This window comes from Polynucleobacter sp. 31A-FELB (assembly GCF_018882405.1).
GTDB lineage: Bacteria > Pseudomonadota > Gammaproteobacteria > Burkholderiales > Burkholderiaceae > Polynucleobacter.
This window is the reverse complement of sequence record NZ_JACVOO010000005.1, coordinates 1-15,816: the sequence shown is the minus strand read 5'-3', so window position 1 is coordinate 15,816 and position 15,816 is coordinate 1. Positions and strand designations below refer to the sequence as shown.

The window sequence follows — 15,816 nt, the reverse complement described above, 5'->3', positions numbered from 1 at the left end:
AAGCATGAAAGTATTTCTCTCGTGAATTTTTCAAGAACTGAGCGCATCCGCTCTTTTGTTTTAAGGGCGGGCAGAACGACTGCTGGCCAACAGCGTGCCATTGAGGAATTGGGACCGCAATTTTTGTTGCCATTTCAAGAAACTATTTTGGATCTACCAAAAGCATTTAATGGTTCATCAAGCCCCAAGATATTAGAAATTGGTTTTGGTATGGGAGAGACTACCGCCAAAATTGCTGCCTTGCGTACTGGAGACGATTTCTTGGCAATTGAGGTGCATCCCCCGGGAGTAGGTGCCTTACTGAAACTGATTGGCGAGAATAGCCTCACTAATTTGCGATTGATTCGCCATGACGCTGTTGAGGTTCTGGACAAAATGATTTCGCCAAATTCCTTGGATGGTATTCACATCTACTTTGCAGACCCATGGCACAAGAAGCGTCACCACAAACGTCGCTTGATTCAAGTGGAGTTCGTAAGGCTGTTGATTTCTCGCTTAAAGCTCGGAGCTTATTTACATCTCGCTACTGATTGGCATAACTATGCTGAGCAAATGCTTTTAGTATTAAATGCTGAATCAGATTTGATAAATACCTCTACTGAGCAAATGAGCATTGAAACTTTTTCGGCTGCTGATATTGCCAGTGAGACTGAACTTGCTAAAGAGTCCTTTAAAGAATTTAAACCGACTCTTGAGCAACTCAACGCTAAGCATCTTGGATATGTCGAGAGACCTGCCTACAGACCAACCACCAAGTTTGAAACTCGCGGCATTAAGTTGGGACATGGTGTTTGGGACTTGGTCTACAAGAAAAAATAAAGTAGGGATGACAAAAATAAAGCCACTCTTTTAGGTTAAATGAGCGGCTTTATGGTTTGCTGATCTTAGCTTATAGACCAAGACAAACATATTTGAGTTCTAGGTATTCATCCATGCCGTAGACGCTACCTTCACGGCCCAGGCCGGACTGTTTAATTCCGCCAAATGGACCAACCTCATTTGAGATGATTCCAGAGTTGACACCAACGATGCCGTACTCAAGCGCTTCAGCGGCTTTCCAGATGCGGCCAATATCGCGACTGTAAAAATAGGACGCTAAGCCAAATTGGCTATTGTTAGCCAGTCTGATTGCTTCCTCATCGCTCTCAAATGGAATGATTGGTGCGACTGGTCCAAATGTCTCTTCATAGGTGATGAGCATGTCATTGGTGACATTGGACAAAATGGTGGGTTCATAAAAAGTGCCGCCTAAAGGAGAGGGCTTGCCACCAGCAACGAGCTTTGCACCCTTGCTAATGGCATCAGCTACATGTCTCTCTACCTTCTCTAGGGCGGCCTGTTCAATCAGCGGTCCTTGGGTATTACCAGGTTCCATGCCGTTGCCCACTTTGATGATTTCAATGGCTTTCGCAAACTTTTCGACAAACTCATCCTGTACTTTTTTATGTACGTAGAAGCGGTTCGCACAAACGCAGGTTTGACCGGAGTTGCGATATTTGGAGGCCATCGCACCTGAAACAGCTGCATCAATGTCGGCATCTTCAAAAACAATAAAGGGAGCATGACCACCGAGCTCTAGACCCAATTTCTTAACCGTAGGAGCGCATTGCGCCATTAAGATTCTTCCAACTTCGGTTGAGCCAGTGAATGACAAGTGGCGGACGGTGGGCGATGCGCAGAGTGTTTTTCCAATCGCAATAGATTCATCGGCATCCGCAGTAAGAATATTGATAACACCAGCTGGCACACCAGCGCGCTGAGCGAGCTCTGCCAGCGCTAATGCACTGAGTGGCGTGAGTTCAGCTGGCTTGATCACGATAGTACAACCTGCTGCCATTGCGGGTGCAATCTTGCGTGTAATCATAGCAATGGGGAAATTCCAAGGCGTAATGGCAACGCACACCCCAATTGGCTGCTTCATAACGATCATGCGCTTATCGCTCCAAGTTGTACTTGGAATGGAGCCAGCAACTCGTTTTGCTTCTTCAGCAAACCACTCTACAAAAGAGGCGCCATAGGCTACTTCGCCAGCTGCTTCAGTTAACGGCTTGCCTTGCTCAAGAGTCATGAGGGTGGCTAGGTCTTGGGTATTCTGAATAATCAGATCAAACCATTTGCGCATTACATTAGCGCGCTCTTTTCCGGTTTTGCTCTTCCAGCTTGAGAAGGCCTGTTCTGCAGCTTCAATTGCTCGCTCAGCATCTATTGGTTCAAGATTGCTGACATCTGCAATGAGCTCACCAGTAGCAGGATTGTGAACTGCAAACGTTTTTCCTGAATTTTTTTTGAACCATGCACCATTAATAAAAGCCTCTTCCTTGAATAGGCTTGGATCTTTGAGTAACTTACGAATATCCGTTTTCTGCATGATGATGTCTCTTTGGTAAAAAAGTTATTTTGATTTTATCTCTCAGTGTAGTTTGGATTGTCTGCCAAGGCTATGGACAAAAATAAACCCCCTGGACCTCTAGGAAGCGCAGGGGGTAGAGTCTTATGCGTATCTCGGCTTAGCTGGATTGCACCTCAGTGCTCCTGAGTTGTTGGGCTAAAAGATCCAATACGCCATTGACGTATTTATGACCATCCGTACCACCAAATGTTTTCGCTAATTCCACAGCTTCATTAATAGCTACTTTGTAGGGAACGGCTAAATCAATAGCTAGTTCGTATGTGCCAATCAGGAGCGCAGCATGCTCTACAGGAGATAGTTCATTGATAGGGCGATCGAGTGCTGGGGTAATGAGACCTTCTAACTCGTCAGTACGCTCCAGAACGCCAGCAAAAATACCCTGAAACAAATCATGCTGGCAACGGCGAAAGCCAGGATCTTCAGCTAACTGCTTGGCAATGGCCGCAGCATTCGGAAGGCTGCCAGCGCGGCGCATGACTAGGCTTTGATAAACGCCTTGTAAAGCATACTCACGGGCACGACGACGTGGCGTGAGTGAGCGCTTCGGCGCACTTGGTGTAGCAGGTGCTGCCTGTGGGCTAGGAACGTTTTTATTCATTTTGGAAATTACTCTTCTGAAGGGCTGATTTCAAAATCAATGTCGGGAGTAAGTGCTAGGGCAAGATTGGCCATTTCAACAACTGCTCTTGCGCAATCAGCACCTTTTATCTGAACGCGTACCTGAGCTTGTTCATCCGTTTCGCAGGTGAGAACACCGTTGGCAATCGGTAATCCAGACTCAAGGCAAACGCGGGTAATGCCAGCACCAGATTCATTCGATACGAGTTCAAAGTGATAAGTCTCACCACGGATGATTGCACCTAGTGCAACTAAGCCATCGAACTCACCTGTTTCAGCTAACTTTTGAAGTGCAAAGGGAATTTCAAGTGCGCCTGGTACGGTTACTAGTTTGATATCACTTTGGGAGACACCCAGCTTGATTAGCTCTTCAATGCAAGCGGTAGTCAGCGCAACACAATGCTCTTCATTAAAGCGTGCTTGCACAATGCCCACGCGCAGATCTTGCCCATTGAGGTCGGTAGCGAGAACGCCTACTGCAGATTCGTCATTGCTTGTGTTCATATTATTTTCTAAGATTACTTACTGATTAGATTTGAATGGGGTGTAGCCGGTTACTTCAAGCTTATATCCGGAAAGGCTGGGCACTGGACTGGGGTTGGCTAGTAAGCGCATTTTTCCAACGCCGATATCTTTGAGGATTTGCGCGCCGATACCATAGCTACGGAAATCAGTTTTACGAGCCAATGGCTTTTCAATTGCTTCAGTATGAGTGCCATTCAATTTATGAAATTGAGCTAACCAATCTACATCGTTAGGAGCTGCAATCCCGGATGCATTTAATAGGACTGCCACGCCAGAAGGTGCAGTCGCCAACTTCTGCAAAGCTTGAGCCAGAGGCCAAGAGTGCGTACTGACATTCGAGTCCAAGAAATCTAAAACTGTCACGGGCTCATGAACACGCACTAGAGTTTCTTCAGTTTCAGATGGCTTGCCATTCACTAATGCCAGATGCATGCATGAGCTTGGCGTATCGCGGTAGATGATTCCCTGAAATTTGCCCCAGGGGGTATCGAACTCACGCTCACCCTCACGCACCACAATACTTTCATGTTGGCTACGGTATTTAATGAGATCAGCAATACTGCCAATCTTTAATTGATGTTCTTTGGCAAACTCGAGCAAGTCTGGCAAGCGCGCCATGCTGCCATCATCTTTCATGATCTCGCAAATGACGGCAGTGGGTGAACAACCAGCCATCGCAGCCAAATCGCATCCAGCCTCAGTGTGACCAGAGCGGATCAATACACCACCAGGTTGTGCCATCAAAGGAAAGATGTGGCCTGGCTGAACTAGATCATTCGGCTTTGCATTTGCGGCAACCGCCGTCTTGATGGTGTGGGCACGATCTGCTGCTGAGATACCAGTAGTTACGCCGCTGGCTGCCTCAATCGAAACGGTGAAATTGGTACCCATGGAGGTGCCGTTATCCCTCACCATTAAAGGTAGGTTAATTTGTTGGCAGCGTTCACGTGTCAAAGTAAGGCAAATTAAGCCGCGACCATGCTTAGCCATGAAATTCACAGCCGCTGGAGTGACATGATCGGCAGCTAGCACTAAATCACCTTCATTCTCGCGATCTTCTTCATCGACCAGAATGACCATCTTGCCAGCTTTGAGCTCAGCAACGATTTCTTCTGTGGAGGCGAGGTTATTTTGCATAGCCCTCTATTTTAAGCTGAGGAGGGGGTTTCGGGCTTTAGCCTGGCATACCGCGGTCAATATTGGAGCAATATCCAGTTTTTCTGACAGTGAGCACCCATGAAAGGCCTATTTTTGGACCTCTAGTCTCGAGAAAATGCCCTGTGCGCTCTCAAATTCAAAAATCCCCAAGCCCTCATGTTTTAAATCCAGCAGCCAACGGATTCATCTTATTGGAGGTTTTGCTAGCAATGAGCCTAGTTGCAAGTAGTTGGATGAGCTTGAGCAATACCTACCAGGGGATGATTTTGCGATTAGGTCAACTCCAGGAGAAAAGGGTAGAACTCAGAAAAGAGATGGATCGGCATGAGCTCGCGATATTGACCGCTACTCAACTAAATAACTCAAACCAAATTTCACGAAAGTTAGCGGATGAATCTATTGGAGTGTCTCGTCGGTCTCGCCCTATCCCTAGTCTTGATCGCACCTCTCATCAAAAATAGCGGCGAGTTCATCGCTAAGCAAATCCAGCATGAAAAATCACAGTCTCTGACTGCAGAAGCAGATCGTGCGCTGGAATTAATCGGGCGTGCTATTCGGATGGCTGGTTATCAAAATGCTAATTCAGCGATTGCATCTGTAAGAAAAAATTCTTCCTCGAATAACTACATTCAGATTCAGAAAAATAGTGGATACCGAGGATCAGATTCGCTGATGGTGAAACATGGAATATCTTCAGGGTTGGACTTTGATTGCATTGGCAATACTTTGTCAAAAGAGCGTACTAAAAATAATTTAGCGCAGCAAGGATTTTTAGTGGACCGGCAAGCATCTGCACCCAAAGGGGCAAGGGTGAATGGAGGCTCCTTAGTCTGCCGATCTCTGGATCGCCACGGGCGACTCCAAAACACGACCTTAATGAATGGTATTCACTATCTTTCCTTTGAGGTACTTCCAACCAGTGCTGGCAAGGCTTTTAGGGTAATTCTGGAGATGACGGATGGCGCATCTATTCACCAGAAGTTTGAGCGAACATTCACCGCCCGTAATCTGTTGTGAGTGTATTGTGATTATTGCTTGGGCCCTATCGCTACTGACACTACTCTCAATGCTGGTCATTCAGTTGGAGCGCTTAGCTGCACTTGAAGTCATGAGCATCAATACATACATGCAATCCCAAAAAGAATTTATTGCCGCTGAAAAATCTTTGCTTGAGTGTGAACAGCATCTTTCTAACATCAGGACCTTAGAAAATTCCAATTGCCATATACAGTCTGCTGGAAAAAATCTTTGGTTGATATCCAGCAAATCAAAACCGAGCTTGGAGATCCTCGTATTTTTGGATGCAAAAACCCATATCGCTACACGACTAAATTGGCGTCAGAAATTTGAATAAGCAAGATCAAGGATATAGCTTGCTGGAGTTGATGGCTGTTGTGTTGATTATTGCCATCATTGCAATATCGACATTACCTTTATTGCATGAGCAAATGGCTGCACGAGAAATTGACATCATTGCTAGGCGTTTTATTGCGCACGCTCAATTTGCAAGAGCTCAAGCATTTGTATTGGGTGCGCCTGTACGCATTACTCCATTGAATGGTGGCCTGTGGGAGGAGGGTTGGGCGGTTAAAAATGTTTGTGATGAACATCAGCCAAAATCAATGTGCATAGAACGGCAGTGGATTTCCCAAGGGGATCTTGCGCAGGTGTATTTCAAGGGCGGAGGTAAGCAGTTTATTGATCCTCATACCTCCAAGAGGGGTATTTTGTTTAATGCTGCTGGTGCTGCAAAAACAGCGCATGGTGGGTTTGTAGCTAATCGCCTGATATTGGGTCACGACCGAGATTCTGGGCTTGAGCGTCATCTCATCTTAGGCAGTGGGGGTCGCTGGAGAATTTGCGATCCAAGCAAGGACTCCAAAGCCTGTAAGTAAGGAGGGTAAATTTGCTGCTTATGCCCACAATCGGTTTTAATAGACCCATGTACACCGCAGTCGACCATCAATTTATGAGCCAGGCCTTAGCCGAGGCTCAGCATGCTCTTTACCTATCGAACCCCAACCCACGGGTGGGATGCATCATTGTGAAAGATGGAGAGGTGATTGGGCGCGGGCATACCCAAAGAGTAGGCGGACCCCATGCGGAAGTTCAGGCCTTAGCTGATGTGAAATCAAAAGGGCTGAATCCTGCTGGATCTACGATCTATGTCACCTTAGAACCATGTAATCACACCGGTAGAACGCCGCCTTGTGTCGACGCCTTGATTGCAGCCAAGCCAGCCATGGTGATTGTGGCAATGTTAGATCCCAATCCTTTAGTTGGCGGCAAAGGTCTTGAGCGATTAAAGGCCGCGGGTATTGATGTGCGGTGTGGGTTATTGGAATCTGAAGCTCAAGCATTAAACCGAGGATTTATTTCCAGGATGACTCGAGGCTTGCCTTGGGTTCGTATGAAGATCGCTGCCAGCTTAGACGGTAAGACGGCCTTATCTAATGGCCAAAGCCAATGGATTACCGGTCCTTTGGCCAGGGCAGATGGCCATCATTGGCGTGCACAAGCTTGTGCCATATTGACTGGTGTAGGCACCGTTAAAGAAGATGACCCAAGCCTCAATGTTCGTGATGTCAAAACTGAGCGCCAGCCCTGGAGAATTATTGTGGACTCCAAGCTCGAGACGCCTCTGAACGCAAAGGTGTTGAGTAAGCCTCAAGCATCAGGCGTCATCTTGGTTTGCGCTTCATTGGATTCTCAGGAGAGTCGAGCTAAGGCAAAAGCATTTGAAGTTCTTGGTGTTGAAGTTATCGCGATCTCCAACGCCAACGGTAAGGTGGATTTGCCAAAACTCTTTGCGTATTTAGCAAAAGAGCGCCATATGAATGAAATCCATGTCGAGGCTGGATTTAAGCTCAATGGATCTTTACTGAGAGAGGATTGTGTTGATGAGCTTTTGCTCTATTACGCACCCTTCTTTATGGGTGACGGTATCGGGATGGCTAACATCTCCCCATTGATGGTTTTGGATCAACGTCAAGATTGGCAAATCATTGATCAAAGTCTATTTGGCCCAGATCTTCGTTTGCGCCTGAGCAAGAAATAGCAAATAAGAAACAATAAGAGACAACAAGAAACAACCATTCAAAAAAATTACAAAAACCTATTTAAGATCTCATTATGTTTACTGGAATTATTACTGCCGTTGGCCAAATTAAAAGCGCTCAAGCTAAAGGTGATGGCCTGCACTTAGTAGTTGAAGTGCCTTCTGGATATCTCGATGATGTTGCATTGGGTGACAGTATTGCTATTCAGGGTGCATGCATGACGGCTACTGAATTTACAGGCAGCACTTTTGCTCTGGATATCTCACGCGAGTCTTTAAACAAGACGGTTGGCCTGGATAAAGTGGGTCCAGTGAACTTGGAGAAGGCCTTGCGATTAAATGATCGCTTAGGCGGTCATCTGGTGAGTGGGCATGTTGATGGTGTTGGCAAGGTGGCGCACTTTGCAACTGTTGCTGACGATGCTTATGGTTCTTGGCTTCTGCAAATTGAAGCCCCCAAGGCATTGGCGCCATTCTTGGCCTACAAGGGATCAATTGTGGTGAATGGCGTTTCATTAACTGTAAACAAAACGCAAGACAGTAAAGATGCTTGCTTGGTAGATATCAACATCATTCCCCATACTCTTGAGAACACGACACTAGGCAAGCTAAAGCAGGATGATGCGGTGAATCTAGAGATAGATTTAATCGCGCGTTATGTTGCGCGGATGCTAGAAACCCAGAGTGATACTTAAGTAAAAGACCTGAATTACTTCTTCTGGTAGCGGGTTGGATCGCCTAAGTTGGCTTGCTTGAAGCCTGCCTGTCTCAAACGGCAAGATTCACACTCACCACAAGCTTCACCTAAATCATTCGCCTGATAGCAAGAAACGGTTTGAGAGTAGTCGACACCTAAAGTGGTGCCCAGTTGAATGATTTCTGCTTTGCTCATGCTGATGATGGGTGCATGCACCCGGAAGCGATTCTCATTATTGAGTGCCTCTACACCAGCCTTAGTGGCTAGGTTCGCCATCGTCTCAAATGAGGCGACATATTCTGGGCGGCAGTCAGGATAGCCTGAGTAGTCAACGGCATTAGCGCCATAAAAAATATCTAATCCACCCAATGACTCAGCCCACCCTAAAGCAAGAGATAACAAAATCGTATTGCGGGCAGGAACATAAGTAACGGGGATTTCTAAATCTTTACCCGGGGTAATCGGAATGTCGATGGATGAGTCAGTCAGAGCAGAGCCGCCGAAACGAGTGAGATCTAAATTCACGACCTCGTGACGCACAACACCCGTCTTCTTCGCAATATGTTTTGCTGCCGCTAATTCAGAGGAATGACGTTGACCATAGCCTACTGATAAGACATAAGGTGCGTAACCAAGATCTTTTGCCAAAGCTAGAATCGTGCTCGAATCTAATCCGCCTGAAAACAAAATGACGGCAGGCGCATTCGGTTTGCGCGGAGCGATGTTCTGAAAGGCAGCAGACAGCGATGACATGGCGAAACGTTTCTTTACTTAGCTTATTGAATTACTTCGTTGCAGCGATGAGTTGCTGCGCATCTTTTGCTGCTTCAGTGTCTGGGAACTTGCTGATGATCTCGCCAAAGGTTTTCTTGGCAGCCGCTTTATTGCCGCTTTCCAATTGCGCATTTCCAAGTGTCAGCATCGCTGACGGAATACGTGGGTGCGTTGGGTAGCGCTTAATCAGGCTTTGTAACTGGGTAATTGCACCCGTGTAATCCTTATTGGCGTATTTGCTATTACCGCTCCAAAAGAGTGCTAGCGGTACGTAAGGGCTCTTAGGGTAGCGATTTACAAAAGCAGAGAAGCCTTCATCTGCCTTCTTGAGATTGCCGGCTTGGAAGGCTTTTAAGGCATCGTCATAAGCTTTTTTCTCGCCAGGTTGGACTGTGCCGCTTACGCCCTCAATCGTAGCTGTACGGGGCTCAAAATTACCTAAGCGGTTATCCAGATCTTGGTAGTAGGTTTTCTGACTTGTGCTGATATCGTCACCTTGCTTTTCAAGATTTTCAATCTTGCCACGAAGCTCTGCATTATCGGCTTTGAGTTTTTCAATCTGATTTTGTAAATCCATTTGCGCAGTCGCAAATGATTTACGTAAATCTAAGATGGCTTTGCGAGCATCATCATCAGCAAAGAGAGCCCATGCATTGCTGGAGGTGCTTAAGCAAAGAGCGGCGGCACTTAAACAAAACGCTCGTGAGAGCGTTTGTTTAAAAGAATGTGTAAGGGTGCGCATTAGTTAGTAATGTAAACAATGTCAGAACGGCGATTTTCTGCCCAAGCTGCTTCGTTGTCGCCTTCAGCTTTTGGCTTTTCTTTACCAAAGCTCACTGCTTCCATTTGGTTTTCAGAAACACCCATCAAGTTAAGTGACTTACGTACTGCGTCTGAACGACGTTGACCCAAAGCCAAGTTGTACTCTGCGGTACCGCGCTCATCGGTATTGCCTTGAATGATGACCTTTTGCTGAGGATTGGCTTTTAAGAAGCTTGCATGAGCAGACAATTGTTTTTGGTATTTAGTTTGAACGGTGTATTCATTCAAATCAAAGTACACGCTGCGTTGGAAAAGTGGGCTACTTGGATCATTCCAAGGTTGTGAGCCATAGTTACCACTACCACCACCATTTGCGCCGTCAACATCATCTAATTTGACGCTGGAGCAAGCCGCTAAAAATAAGGCTGTTACACCAACGAGGGTGAGGGTTGCGGTGCGGCGTGCGATAGAAATCTTCATGATCTGTCCTTTTTCCTACAAACTGAGTAACCAAATAAGCTAATAGCCAATATTATGCCCCCAAGAGCCCAATATTGGCTATTTCGCCAGAAAGGTCTGGCTGTCTAGCTATGACTTAGCTGGGATTTAGTCCATAAATGGACCCCATGACGGCTGACGAACATCAGACCCCGGAATGCTCAATACCTGTTTTGAGTTTCCATCTACCGACACCGCAGCCAAAACCCGTTTGCCGCCCACTTTGGTGGAATATAGGACATAACGACCATTTGCTGCAAACGACGGGGACTCATCGGTAGTGCCATCGGTGAGCGCTTGGGAATCGCCAGTAGCCAAGTTGAGGATATAGAGGCGGAATGCGCCACCAATATTAGCGATATAGGCCAAATACTTACCATCCGGTGAAATACGTGGTGAGGTCACAAAACCTTGCTTATAAGTAATGCGCTTTGCACCTTCGACTTGCTCGCCTTCAGCGCTCATCCGGTAAATCTGGGGATTGCCACCGCGATCACTCGTGAAATAGATATAACGACCATCTGCTGAATATTGGGGCTCAGTGTCAATGGTGTAGCCGCGGGTAATGCGCTGCAAACCTGTGCCATCAGCATTGATGCTATAGATCTGGGTATTGCCATCCTTAGAAAGAGAGATTGCCAATTTCTTGCCATCAGGTGACCAGGCTGGCGCACTATTGTTTCCCTTCTGGTTTGACAGAGAGATGCGGCGGCCAGTTGCTAGTTCGTGAACGTAAATGACGGGTTTGCGATCTTCGAAAGAAACATAAGCCACTTTCTTGCCATCAGGTGACCATGATGGAGAGATGATTGGCTCGCCGCTATTCATGGCATTGCGAATATTTTGACCGTCCGCGTCAGAGATCACGAGACGATAACGTTTACCTTCTTTGATAACGTAGGAGAGGCGGGTTGAGAAGATGCCGCGCTCGCCTAATAGTTTGAAGATGATGTCATCAGCAATTTTGTGGGCTGCTGCGCGTAAATTGTCTGCGCTGGAATTAATATTCAAGCCGCCAAGACTTTCAGATTTGCGAATATCAAAAAGCTTGTAACGAATCTCAAACTGGCCTGCGCCGGTCTGCACTACAGAGCCTACGGCTAAAGCATCTGCACCGCGAGCTGCCCAAGATTTGTAATTTGGTGTGCCCTCGTCACTCTCGCTAGCATTGCCGTTCTCAGTATTTTTAAAATACCCGCTGCGCGCTAAGTCTTGGCGAATGATGTCGGTCACGCTAGTCGGCAACTTATTCTCATCCTTAAAGCGCATTACGGCGATAGGATAGAGAGACTGACCTACGCCAGTGATTTGAATATTCATTTGCGCTAGCGCAGAAGAACTCAGGCCAGTCATGGACAGCATCACTACGAATATTGATGCCAACAATGAAGAACCTTGTTTATAGGCAATACGTTTAGCTACTTGCAACATGCTTTAGTCCTTGGGTTTAAAGGTCAGCTTAACTTCTCTTTGAGGAATTTTGCCATTGTCGTCTTTCGGCAGACTTTCTGCGCGAGTGAGTGCGAGTAGGACTGCGCGATCCCAACCGGCATTGCCACTAGAGGTGACAAGCTCTGTACTTAAGATTGCACCATCCGGCGCTAGATTGACTTTAACAACTGCCGCTGGATTGCCGCTGATGGATTCTGGGTTAAACACGATGAGCGGTTTTACTTTCTTCACCACTTTATCTGTCCAGCCAGGAGGCGCATTGCCGCCACCGCCAACGCCGCTACCACTCGTGCCACCGCTACCACCTTCGGCGCCAGCTGCTGCACGTAAGCGCGCCAACTGATCTGCACGCACTTTTTCAGCGGCAGCATTTGCTTTGGTGTCTGCAGGAGTCGCCGCTTTAGGAGCCTCAACTTTTTTAGCTGGCTCCGTCTTTTTGGGCTTCTCTTTTTCCTTCTCCTTAGGCGGAGTCGGTTTCACTGGTTTTGGAGTTTCTTTCACAACCTCTTTTTTAGGAGGCTCTTTTTCCACCTTCTTTTTCTTGATCGCGATGTCAGCCGCTTCTTCCTTCATCTCAGTTTTTACTTCAGGCTCAACAGGCGCTTCAACTTGTTGATTAGCATCCCAGAGCTCAACCTCAACACCAGAGGGCGTGGAGTTATTCCAGCTAATGCCGATGACTAAGAATGCAAGTAAACCTAAGTGCGCAGCCAGTGAAAAACTAAAAGCACGTTTAGTGCTTTCGTTTTTAGTTGGGCGTCCTCGAGTAAAGGTCGAGTGAAAAGTTTGCGCGCTATTCATGTATGCAATACAAAGAGGCTTATTGGCTCTTCACGGCAAGGCCGACACGTTTCACGCCATTCTCTTTGAGCTTGGACATCACTTCCATTACAACTTCATATTTAATGGATTTGTCGGCAGCAAGAACTACGGGTTGCTCAGCAGACTTTTCTGCTTGTGATCTTGCAAATGCACCGAGTTCAAATTTATTTAATGTTTGAACAGGATCACCATCTTTACGAACGATGACATTTTCATTGGCATCAATCGTTAAAAAGACGGGCGGCAAAGATTGCACTTTTGCGCCACCGACAGTGGGCAGATTCACAACACCAGGATTGACCATCGGTGCAGTCACCATGAAGATGACAAGCAATACCAACATCACATCAATGTAGGGAACTACATTGATGTCGGCCATTGCCCGACGCTTTGAAGATTTTCTAAGTGAGCCGGCCATGCTTATTTGCCTGAAGCTTGACGTTGCAAGATGTTGGTGAACTCTTCAATGAAGGTTTCAAAACGAATTGCCAAGCGATCTACATCAGTAGCGGCACGGTTATAGGCAACAACAGCGGGGATAGCGGCAAACAGACCGATAGCGGTTGCGATCAGTGCTTCTGCAATACCAGGGGCTACGGCAGACAATGTCGCATTCTGGACGTTAGCTAAGCCACGGAAGGAGTGCATGATCCCCCAAACGGTGCCAAAGAGGCCGATATAAGGGGAGACTGAGCCCACGGAGGCCAAGAAGGGTAGGTTGGCTTCCAGCATGTCCATTTCGCGCTGGTAGGTGGCTTTCATGGCTCGGCGGGCAGCGTCGATTTCACGGACTTTCATGAACTCCTGCATGCCAGCTTCGAAGATGTGCTCTAAAACGGCATCACTACGGGTATTGCGCTGCGCTGCCTCTAAAAGGGTGTTTAGGTCGCCGCCAGACCAAAAATCCCGCTCAAAACGCTCAGTATCTTGTCTTACGCCCCGCAGAATGGCGGTTTTCTTAAAAATGATGGTCCAAGAGGCTACAGACATGCTTAGTAATAACAACATTACTAACTGGACTAATAGGCTGGCATTAAGGACTAGGGAGAGGAATGAGAGGTCTTGTGTGGTGGTCATGGTGGATTTTGTATGATGTAGGTTGATTTTACTAAGTTAATTCACTCAGCAATACAACTTCATCAGGATTATGACCATGTTTGACCGCCAAAACACCTTAGCCAAAACTGACCCAGAATTATGGGCAGCGATTCAGAATGAGAATAAGCGTCAAGAAGACCATATCGAGCTGATCGCTTCTGAGAACTACACCTCACCAGCAGTGATGCAGGCACAGGGCTCTCAGTTGACCAATAAGTATGCTGAAGGCTATCCAGGTAAGCGTTATTACGGTGGTTGTGAGTTCGTCGACGTCGCTGAGCAATTGGCGATTGATCGTGTGAAGGCTTTGTTTGGTGCTGAAGCAGCGAACGTTCAGCCGCATTGTGGAGCGTCTGCTAACCAGGCAGTGTTCTTGGCTTTCTTGAAGCCGGGCGACACATTCATGGGTATGAGTTTGGCTGAAGGCGGTCACTTAACCCACGGTATGGCATTGAACATGAGCGGCAAGTGGTTTAACCCAATCGCTTATGGCTTAGATAAAAATGAAGAAATTGATTACGACCAAATGGAGCGTTTGGCGCGTGAGCACAAACCAAAGTTGATCATTGCTGGCGCTTCTGCGTATTCCAAAAAAATTGATTTTGAGCGCATCGGTAAATTGGCTAAAGAAGTGGGCGCGATTTTCATGGTGGATATGGCTCACTATGCAGGCTTGGTAGCTGCTGGTGTTTATCCAAATCCAGTGCCACATGCTGACATTGTTACTTCTACTACTCACAAGAGTTTGCGCGGCCCACGTGGCGGCATCATCTTGATGAAAGCAGAGCACGAGAAAGCAATTAACTCCGCGGTATTCCCTGGCCTACAGGGCGGTCCTTTGATGCACGTGATCGCTGGTAAGGCTGCAGCGTTTAAAGAGGCGCAAGAGCCTGGATTTATTGATTACCAAAAACAGGTAGTTGCTAACGCAAAAGCCTTAGCTGAAACATTGATAGAGCGCGGTCTGCGTATCGTATCTGGCGGTACAGATTCACACGTGATGTTGGTGGACTTACGCGCCAAGAAAATGACTGGTAAAGAAGCTGAGCGTGTATTGGGTGAAGCACACATCACTTGCAATAAGAACGGTATTCCAAATGATCCAGAGAAACCAATGGTGACTAGTGGTATTCGTTTGGGTTCACCAGCGATGACTACTCGTGGCTTTAAGGAAGTGGAAGCGCGTCAAGTTGGTAATTTCATTGCGGATGTTTTAGACAATCCAAATGATGCTGACAATATTGCTAAGGTTCGTGCGCAGGTTGCTGAGCTCACGAAGCGTTTCCCAGTCTACGGTTAAGAAAGTCCTCATTGCGCTGCCCCTTTTGTCATAACGACGATACCCAGGTTCTGGATACCCGGGTATCGGACGAGGGCGATACCATTCGCCGTCGTCGCCGTTGTGCGAAATGCGATAAACGATTCACAACTTATGAGCGTGTTGAGCTAGTTCTTCCGGCCATTGTCAAAAAGAACGGTAGCCGCGTTGATTACAGTCATGACAAGCTGGCTAGTTCAATTAAGCTTGCATTGCGTAAGCGTCCAGTCTCTTCTGACTCTGTTGATGAATCTATTGCTCGGATTGAAGAGAAATTACTCAGCCTAGGTGAAAAGGAAATCCCAAGCGAACGTGTAGGCGAGCTGGTGATGCGTGAACTCAAGCGCCTAGATAAAGTTGCTTATATTCGCTTCGCCTCTGTCTACAGAAGCTTTGCGGATATTGAATCGTTTGAGAGTGCGCTGAAAGAATTGAAATAAGAAAAACTTCAATACTCAGTTAATTAAATACATCAAAGAAATAAAAAAGGACTGCAATGTGAACTGACCCACAAAAGTTGGACACCAAATCCAACTCAAAAGGGTCAGTCTCATGTCCAAATACAGCAAAGAGTTCAAACTAGAAGTTATTCAGCATTACCTCTCCGGTAAGGGTGGTTTTAAAGC

Annotated in this window: 19 protein-coding genes; 8 read left to right on the top strand and 11 right to left on the bottom strand. The window is 46.8% G+C overall.

What is annotated here, in order from left to right; all coding sequences use genetic code 11:
• Positions 1–21: 21 nt before the first annotated feature.
• Positions 22–819, top strand: coding sequence for a tRNA (guanosine(46)-N7)-methyltransferase TrmB (trmB, locus tag ICN30_RS04475; RefSeq protein WP_370626595.1), 798 nt, complete (start codon positions 22–24; stop codon positions 817–819).
• 70 nt (positions 820–889) lie between these two features.
• Here the strand turns inward: trmB and ICN30_RS04470 are convergent, their stop codons facing one another.
• From ICN30_RS04470 to ribBA, 4 genes are all read right to left on the bottom strand, one after another.
• Positions 890–2,368, bottom strand: a complete 1,479-nt coding sequence (locus ICN30_RS04470) for an NAD-dependent succinate-semialdehyde dehydrogenase (protein WP_216273522.1) — start codon at positions 2,366–2,368, stop codon at positions 890–892.
• A gap of 139 nt (positions 2,369–2,507) precedes the next feature.
• Positions 2,508–3,008, bottom strand: coding sequence for a transcription antitermination factor NusB (gene nusB / locus ICN30_RS04465; protein ID WP_216273520.1), 501 nt, complete (start codon positions 3,006–3,008; stop codon positions 2,508–2,510).
• A gap of 8 nt (positions 3,009–3,016) precedes the next feature.
• Positions 3,017–3,532, bottom strand: a complete 516-nt coding sequence (gene ribH / locus ICN30_RS04460; protein ID WP_216273518.1) for a 6,7-dimethyl-8-ribityllumazine synthase — start codon at positions 3,530–3,532, stop codon at positions 3,017–3,019.
• 18 nt (positions 3,533–3,550) lie between these two features.
• Positions 3,551–4,690 (bottom strand): bifunctional 3,4-dihydroxy-2-butanone-4-phosphate synthase/GTP cyclohydrolase II, encoded by a 1,140-nt coding sequence (gene ribBA, locus ICN30_RS04455; RefSeq protein ID WP_216273516.1) that lies wholly within the window; start codon positions 4,688–4,690, stop codon positions 3,551–3,553.
• Between the two features lie 411 nt (positions 4,691–5,101).
• Here ribBA and ICN30_RS04450 point away from each other — a divergent pair, with 411 nt between their 5' ends.
• The 5 genes from ICN30_RS04450 (at position 5,102) to ICN30_RS04430 (ending at position 8,464) form a co-directional block, all read left to right on the top strand.
• Positions 5,102–5,728, top strand: coding sequence for a hypothetical protein (locus ICN30_RS04450; protein WP_216273514.1), 627 nt, complete (start codon positions 5,102–5,104; stop codon positions 5,726–5,728).
• Positions 5,729–5,735: 7 nt separating this feature from the next.
• Complete coding sequence (locus ICN30_RS04445) at positions 5,736–6,065, top strand: hypothetical protein (protein ID WP_216273511.1); 330 nt, start codon at positions 5,736–5,738, stop codon at positions 6,063–6,065.
• Entirely contained in the window at positions 6,058–6,606 is a 549-nt protein-coding gene (locus tag ICN30_RS04440; protein WP_255533100.1) for a GspH/FimT family pseudopilin, read from the top strand. The genes ICN30_RS04445 and ICN30_RS04440 overlap by 8 nt, the downstream gene beginning before the upstream one ends.
• Before the next feature lie 47 nt (positions 6,607–6,653).
• Positions 6,654–7,769, top strand: coding sequence for a bifunctional diaminohydroxyphosphoribosylaminopyrimidine deaminase/5-amino-6-(5-phosphoribosylamino)uracil reductase RibD (ribD, locus tag ICN30_RS04435; protein WP_216273509.1), 1,116 nt, complete (start codon positions 6,654–6,656; stop codon positions 7,767–7,769).
• Between the two features lie 74 nt (positions 7,770–7,843).
• A complete protein-coding gene (locus ICN30_RS04430) occupies positions 7,844–8,464 on the top strand; it encodes a riboflavin synthase (RefSeq protein ID WP_216273507.1) in 621 nt (206 codons plus the stop codon).
• A 14-nt stretch (positions 8,465–8,478) separates the two neighbouring features.
• Here the strand turns inward: ICN30_RS04430 and queC are convergent, their stop codons facing one another.
• The 7 genes from queC to tolQ all read right to left on the bottom strand — a co-directional run bounded on the left by queC (position 8,479) and on the right by tolQ (position 13,851).
• Entirely contained in the window at positions 8,479–9,219 is a 741-nt protein-coding gene (queC, locus tag ICN30_RS04425) for a 7-cyano-7-deazaguanine synthase QueC (RefSeq protein WP_216273505.1), read from the bottom strand.
• A gap of 31 nt (positions 9,220–9,250) precedes the next feature.
• Positions 9,251–9,982 (bottom strand): tol-pal system protein YbgF, encoded by a 732-nt coding sequence (gene ybgF, locus ICN30_RS04420; protein ID WP_216273504.1) that lies wholly within the window; start codon positions 9,980–9,982, stop codon positions 9,251–9,253.
• On the bottom strand, positions 9,982–10,482 hold the full coding sequence (pal, locus tag ICN30_RS04415; RefSeq protein WP_216273503.1) for a peptidoglycan-associated lipoprotein Pal: 501 nt from the start codon (positions 10,480–10,482) through the stop codon (positions 9,982–9,984). Before pal ends, ybgF begins: the two co-directional genes overlap by 1 nt.
• 126 nt (positions 10,483–10,608) lie before the next feature.
• The gene (gene tolB / locus ICN30_RS04410) at positions 10,609–11,931 is read right to left on the bottom strand and encodes a Tol-Pal system beta propeller repeat protein TolB (RefSeq protein ID WP_370626594.1); all 1,323 of its coding nucleotides are present in this window, start codon (positions 11,929–11,931) and stop codon (positions 10,609–10,611) included.
• Between the two features lie 3 nt (positions 11,932–11,934).
• Positions 11,935–12,753 carry a cell envelope integrity protein TolA gene (gene tolA / locus ICN30_RS04405; protein WP_216273502.1) on the bottom strand — a complete coding sequence of 273 codons (819 nt, stop codon included), beginning with the start codon at positions 12,751–12,753 and terminating at the stop codon, positions 11,935–11,937.
• A 19-nt stretch (positions 12,754–12,772) separates the two neighbouring features.
• Complete coding sequence (locus tag ICN30_RS04400) at positions 12,773–13,192, bottom strand: ExbD/TolR family protein (RefSeq protein ID WP_015420456.1); 420 nt, start codon at positions 13,190–13,192, stop codon at positions 12,773–12,775.
• 2 nt (positions 13,193–13,194) lie between these two features.
• Positions 13,195–13,851, bottom strand: a complete 657-nt coding sequence (gene tolQ / locus ICN30_RS04395; RefSeq protein ID WP_216273501.1) for a protein TolQ — start codon at positions 13,849–13,851, stop codon at positions 13,195–13,197.
• Positions 13,852–13,927: 76 nt separating this feature from the next.
• Between tolQ and glyA the strand changes: the two genes are divergently transcribed.
• Positions 13,928–15,172: a serine hydroxymethyltransferase gene (gene glyA / locus ICN30_RS04390; RefSeq protein ID WP_216273500.1), complete on the top strand. Its 1,245-nt coding sequence runs from the start codon at positions 13,928–13,930 to the stop codon at positions 15,170–15,172.
• Between the two features lie 11 nt (positions 15,173–15,183).
• The gene (nrdR, locus tag ICN30_RS04385; RefSeq protein WP_216273499.1) at positions 15,184–15,630 is read left to right on the top strand and encodes a transcriptional regulator NrdR; all 447 of its coding nucleotides are present in this window, start codon (positions 15,184–15,186) and stop codon (positions 15,628–15,630) included.
• Positions 15,631–15,816 lie beyond the last annotated feature (186 nt).

What these genes read in the sequence shown, in the direction of transcription:
- tolB (WP_370626594.1), bottom strand. Translation starts at nt 11,931, where the DNA reads ATGTTGCAAGTAGCTAAACGTATTGCCTATAAACAAGGTTCTTCATTG.
- pal (WP_216273503.1), bottom strand. Translation starts at nt 10,482, where the DNA reads ATGAAGATTTCTATCGCACGCCGCACCGCAACCCTCACCCTCGTTGGT.
- ribD (WP_216273509.1), top strand. Translation starts at nt 6,654, where the DNA reads ATGTACACCGCAGTCGACCATCAATTTATGAGCCAGGCCTTAGCCGAG.
- nusB (WP_216273520.1), bottom strand. Translation starts at nt 3,008, where the DNA reads ATGAATAAAAACGTTCCTAGCCCACAGGCAGCACCTGCTACACCAAGT.
- ybgF (WP_216273504.1), bottom strand. Translation starts at nt 9,982, where the DNA reads ATGCGCACCCTTACACATTCTTTTAAACAAACGCTCTCACGAGCGTTT.
- ICN30_RS04450 (WP_216273514.1), top strand. Translation starts at nt 5,102, where the DNA reads ATGAATCTATTGGAGTGTCTCGTCGGTCTCGCCCTATCCCTAGTCTTG.
- tolA (WP_216273502.1), bottom strand. Translation starts at nt 12,753, where the DNA reads ATGAATAGCGCGCAAACTTTTCACTCGACCTTTACTCGAGGACGCCCA.
- queC (WP_216273505.1), bottom strand. Translation starts at nt 9,219, where the DNA reads ATGTCATCGCTGTCTGCTGCCTTTCAGAACATCGCTCCGCGCAAACCG.
- ICN30_RS04470 (WP_216273522.1), bottom strand. Translation starts at nt 2,368, where the DNA reads ATGCAGAAAACGGATATTCGTAAGTTACTCAAAGATCCAAGCCTATTC.
- ICN30_RS04400 (WP_015420456.1), bottom strand. Translation starts at nt 13,192, where the DNA reads ATGGCCGGCTCACTTAGAAAATCTTCAAAGCGTCGGGCAATGGCCGAC.
- ribH (WP_216273518.1), bottom strand. Translation starts at nt 3,532, where the DNA reads ATGAACACAAGCAATGACGAATCTGCAGTAGGCGTTCTCGCTACCGAC.
- ICN30_RS04430 (WP_216273507.1), top strand. Translation starts at nt 7,844, where the DNA reads ATGTTTACTGGAATTATTACTGCCGTTGGCCAAATTAAAAGCGCTCAA.
- glyA (WP_216273500.1), top strand. Translation starts at nt 13,928, where the DNA reads ATGTTTGACCGCCAAAACACCTTAGCCAAAACTGACCCAGAATTATGG.
- tolQ (WP_216273501.1), bottom strand. Translation starts at nt 13,851, where the DNA reads ATGACCACCACACAAGACCTCTCATTCCTCTCCCTAGTCCTTAATGCC.
- ribBA (WP_216273516.1), bottom strand. Translation starts at nt 4,690, where the DNA reads ATGCAAAATAACCTCGCCTCCACAGAAGAAATCGTTGCTGAGCTCAAA.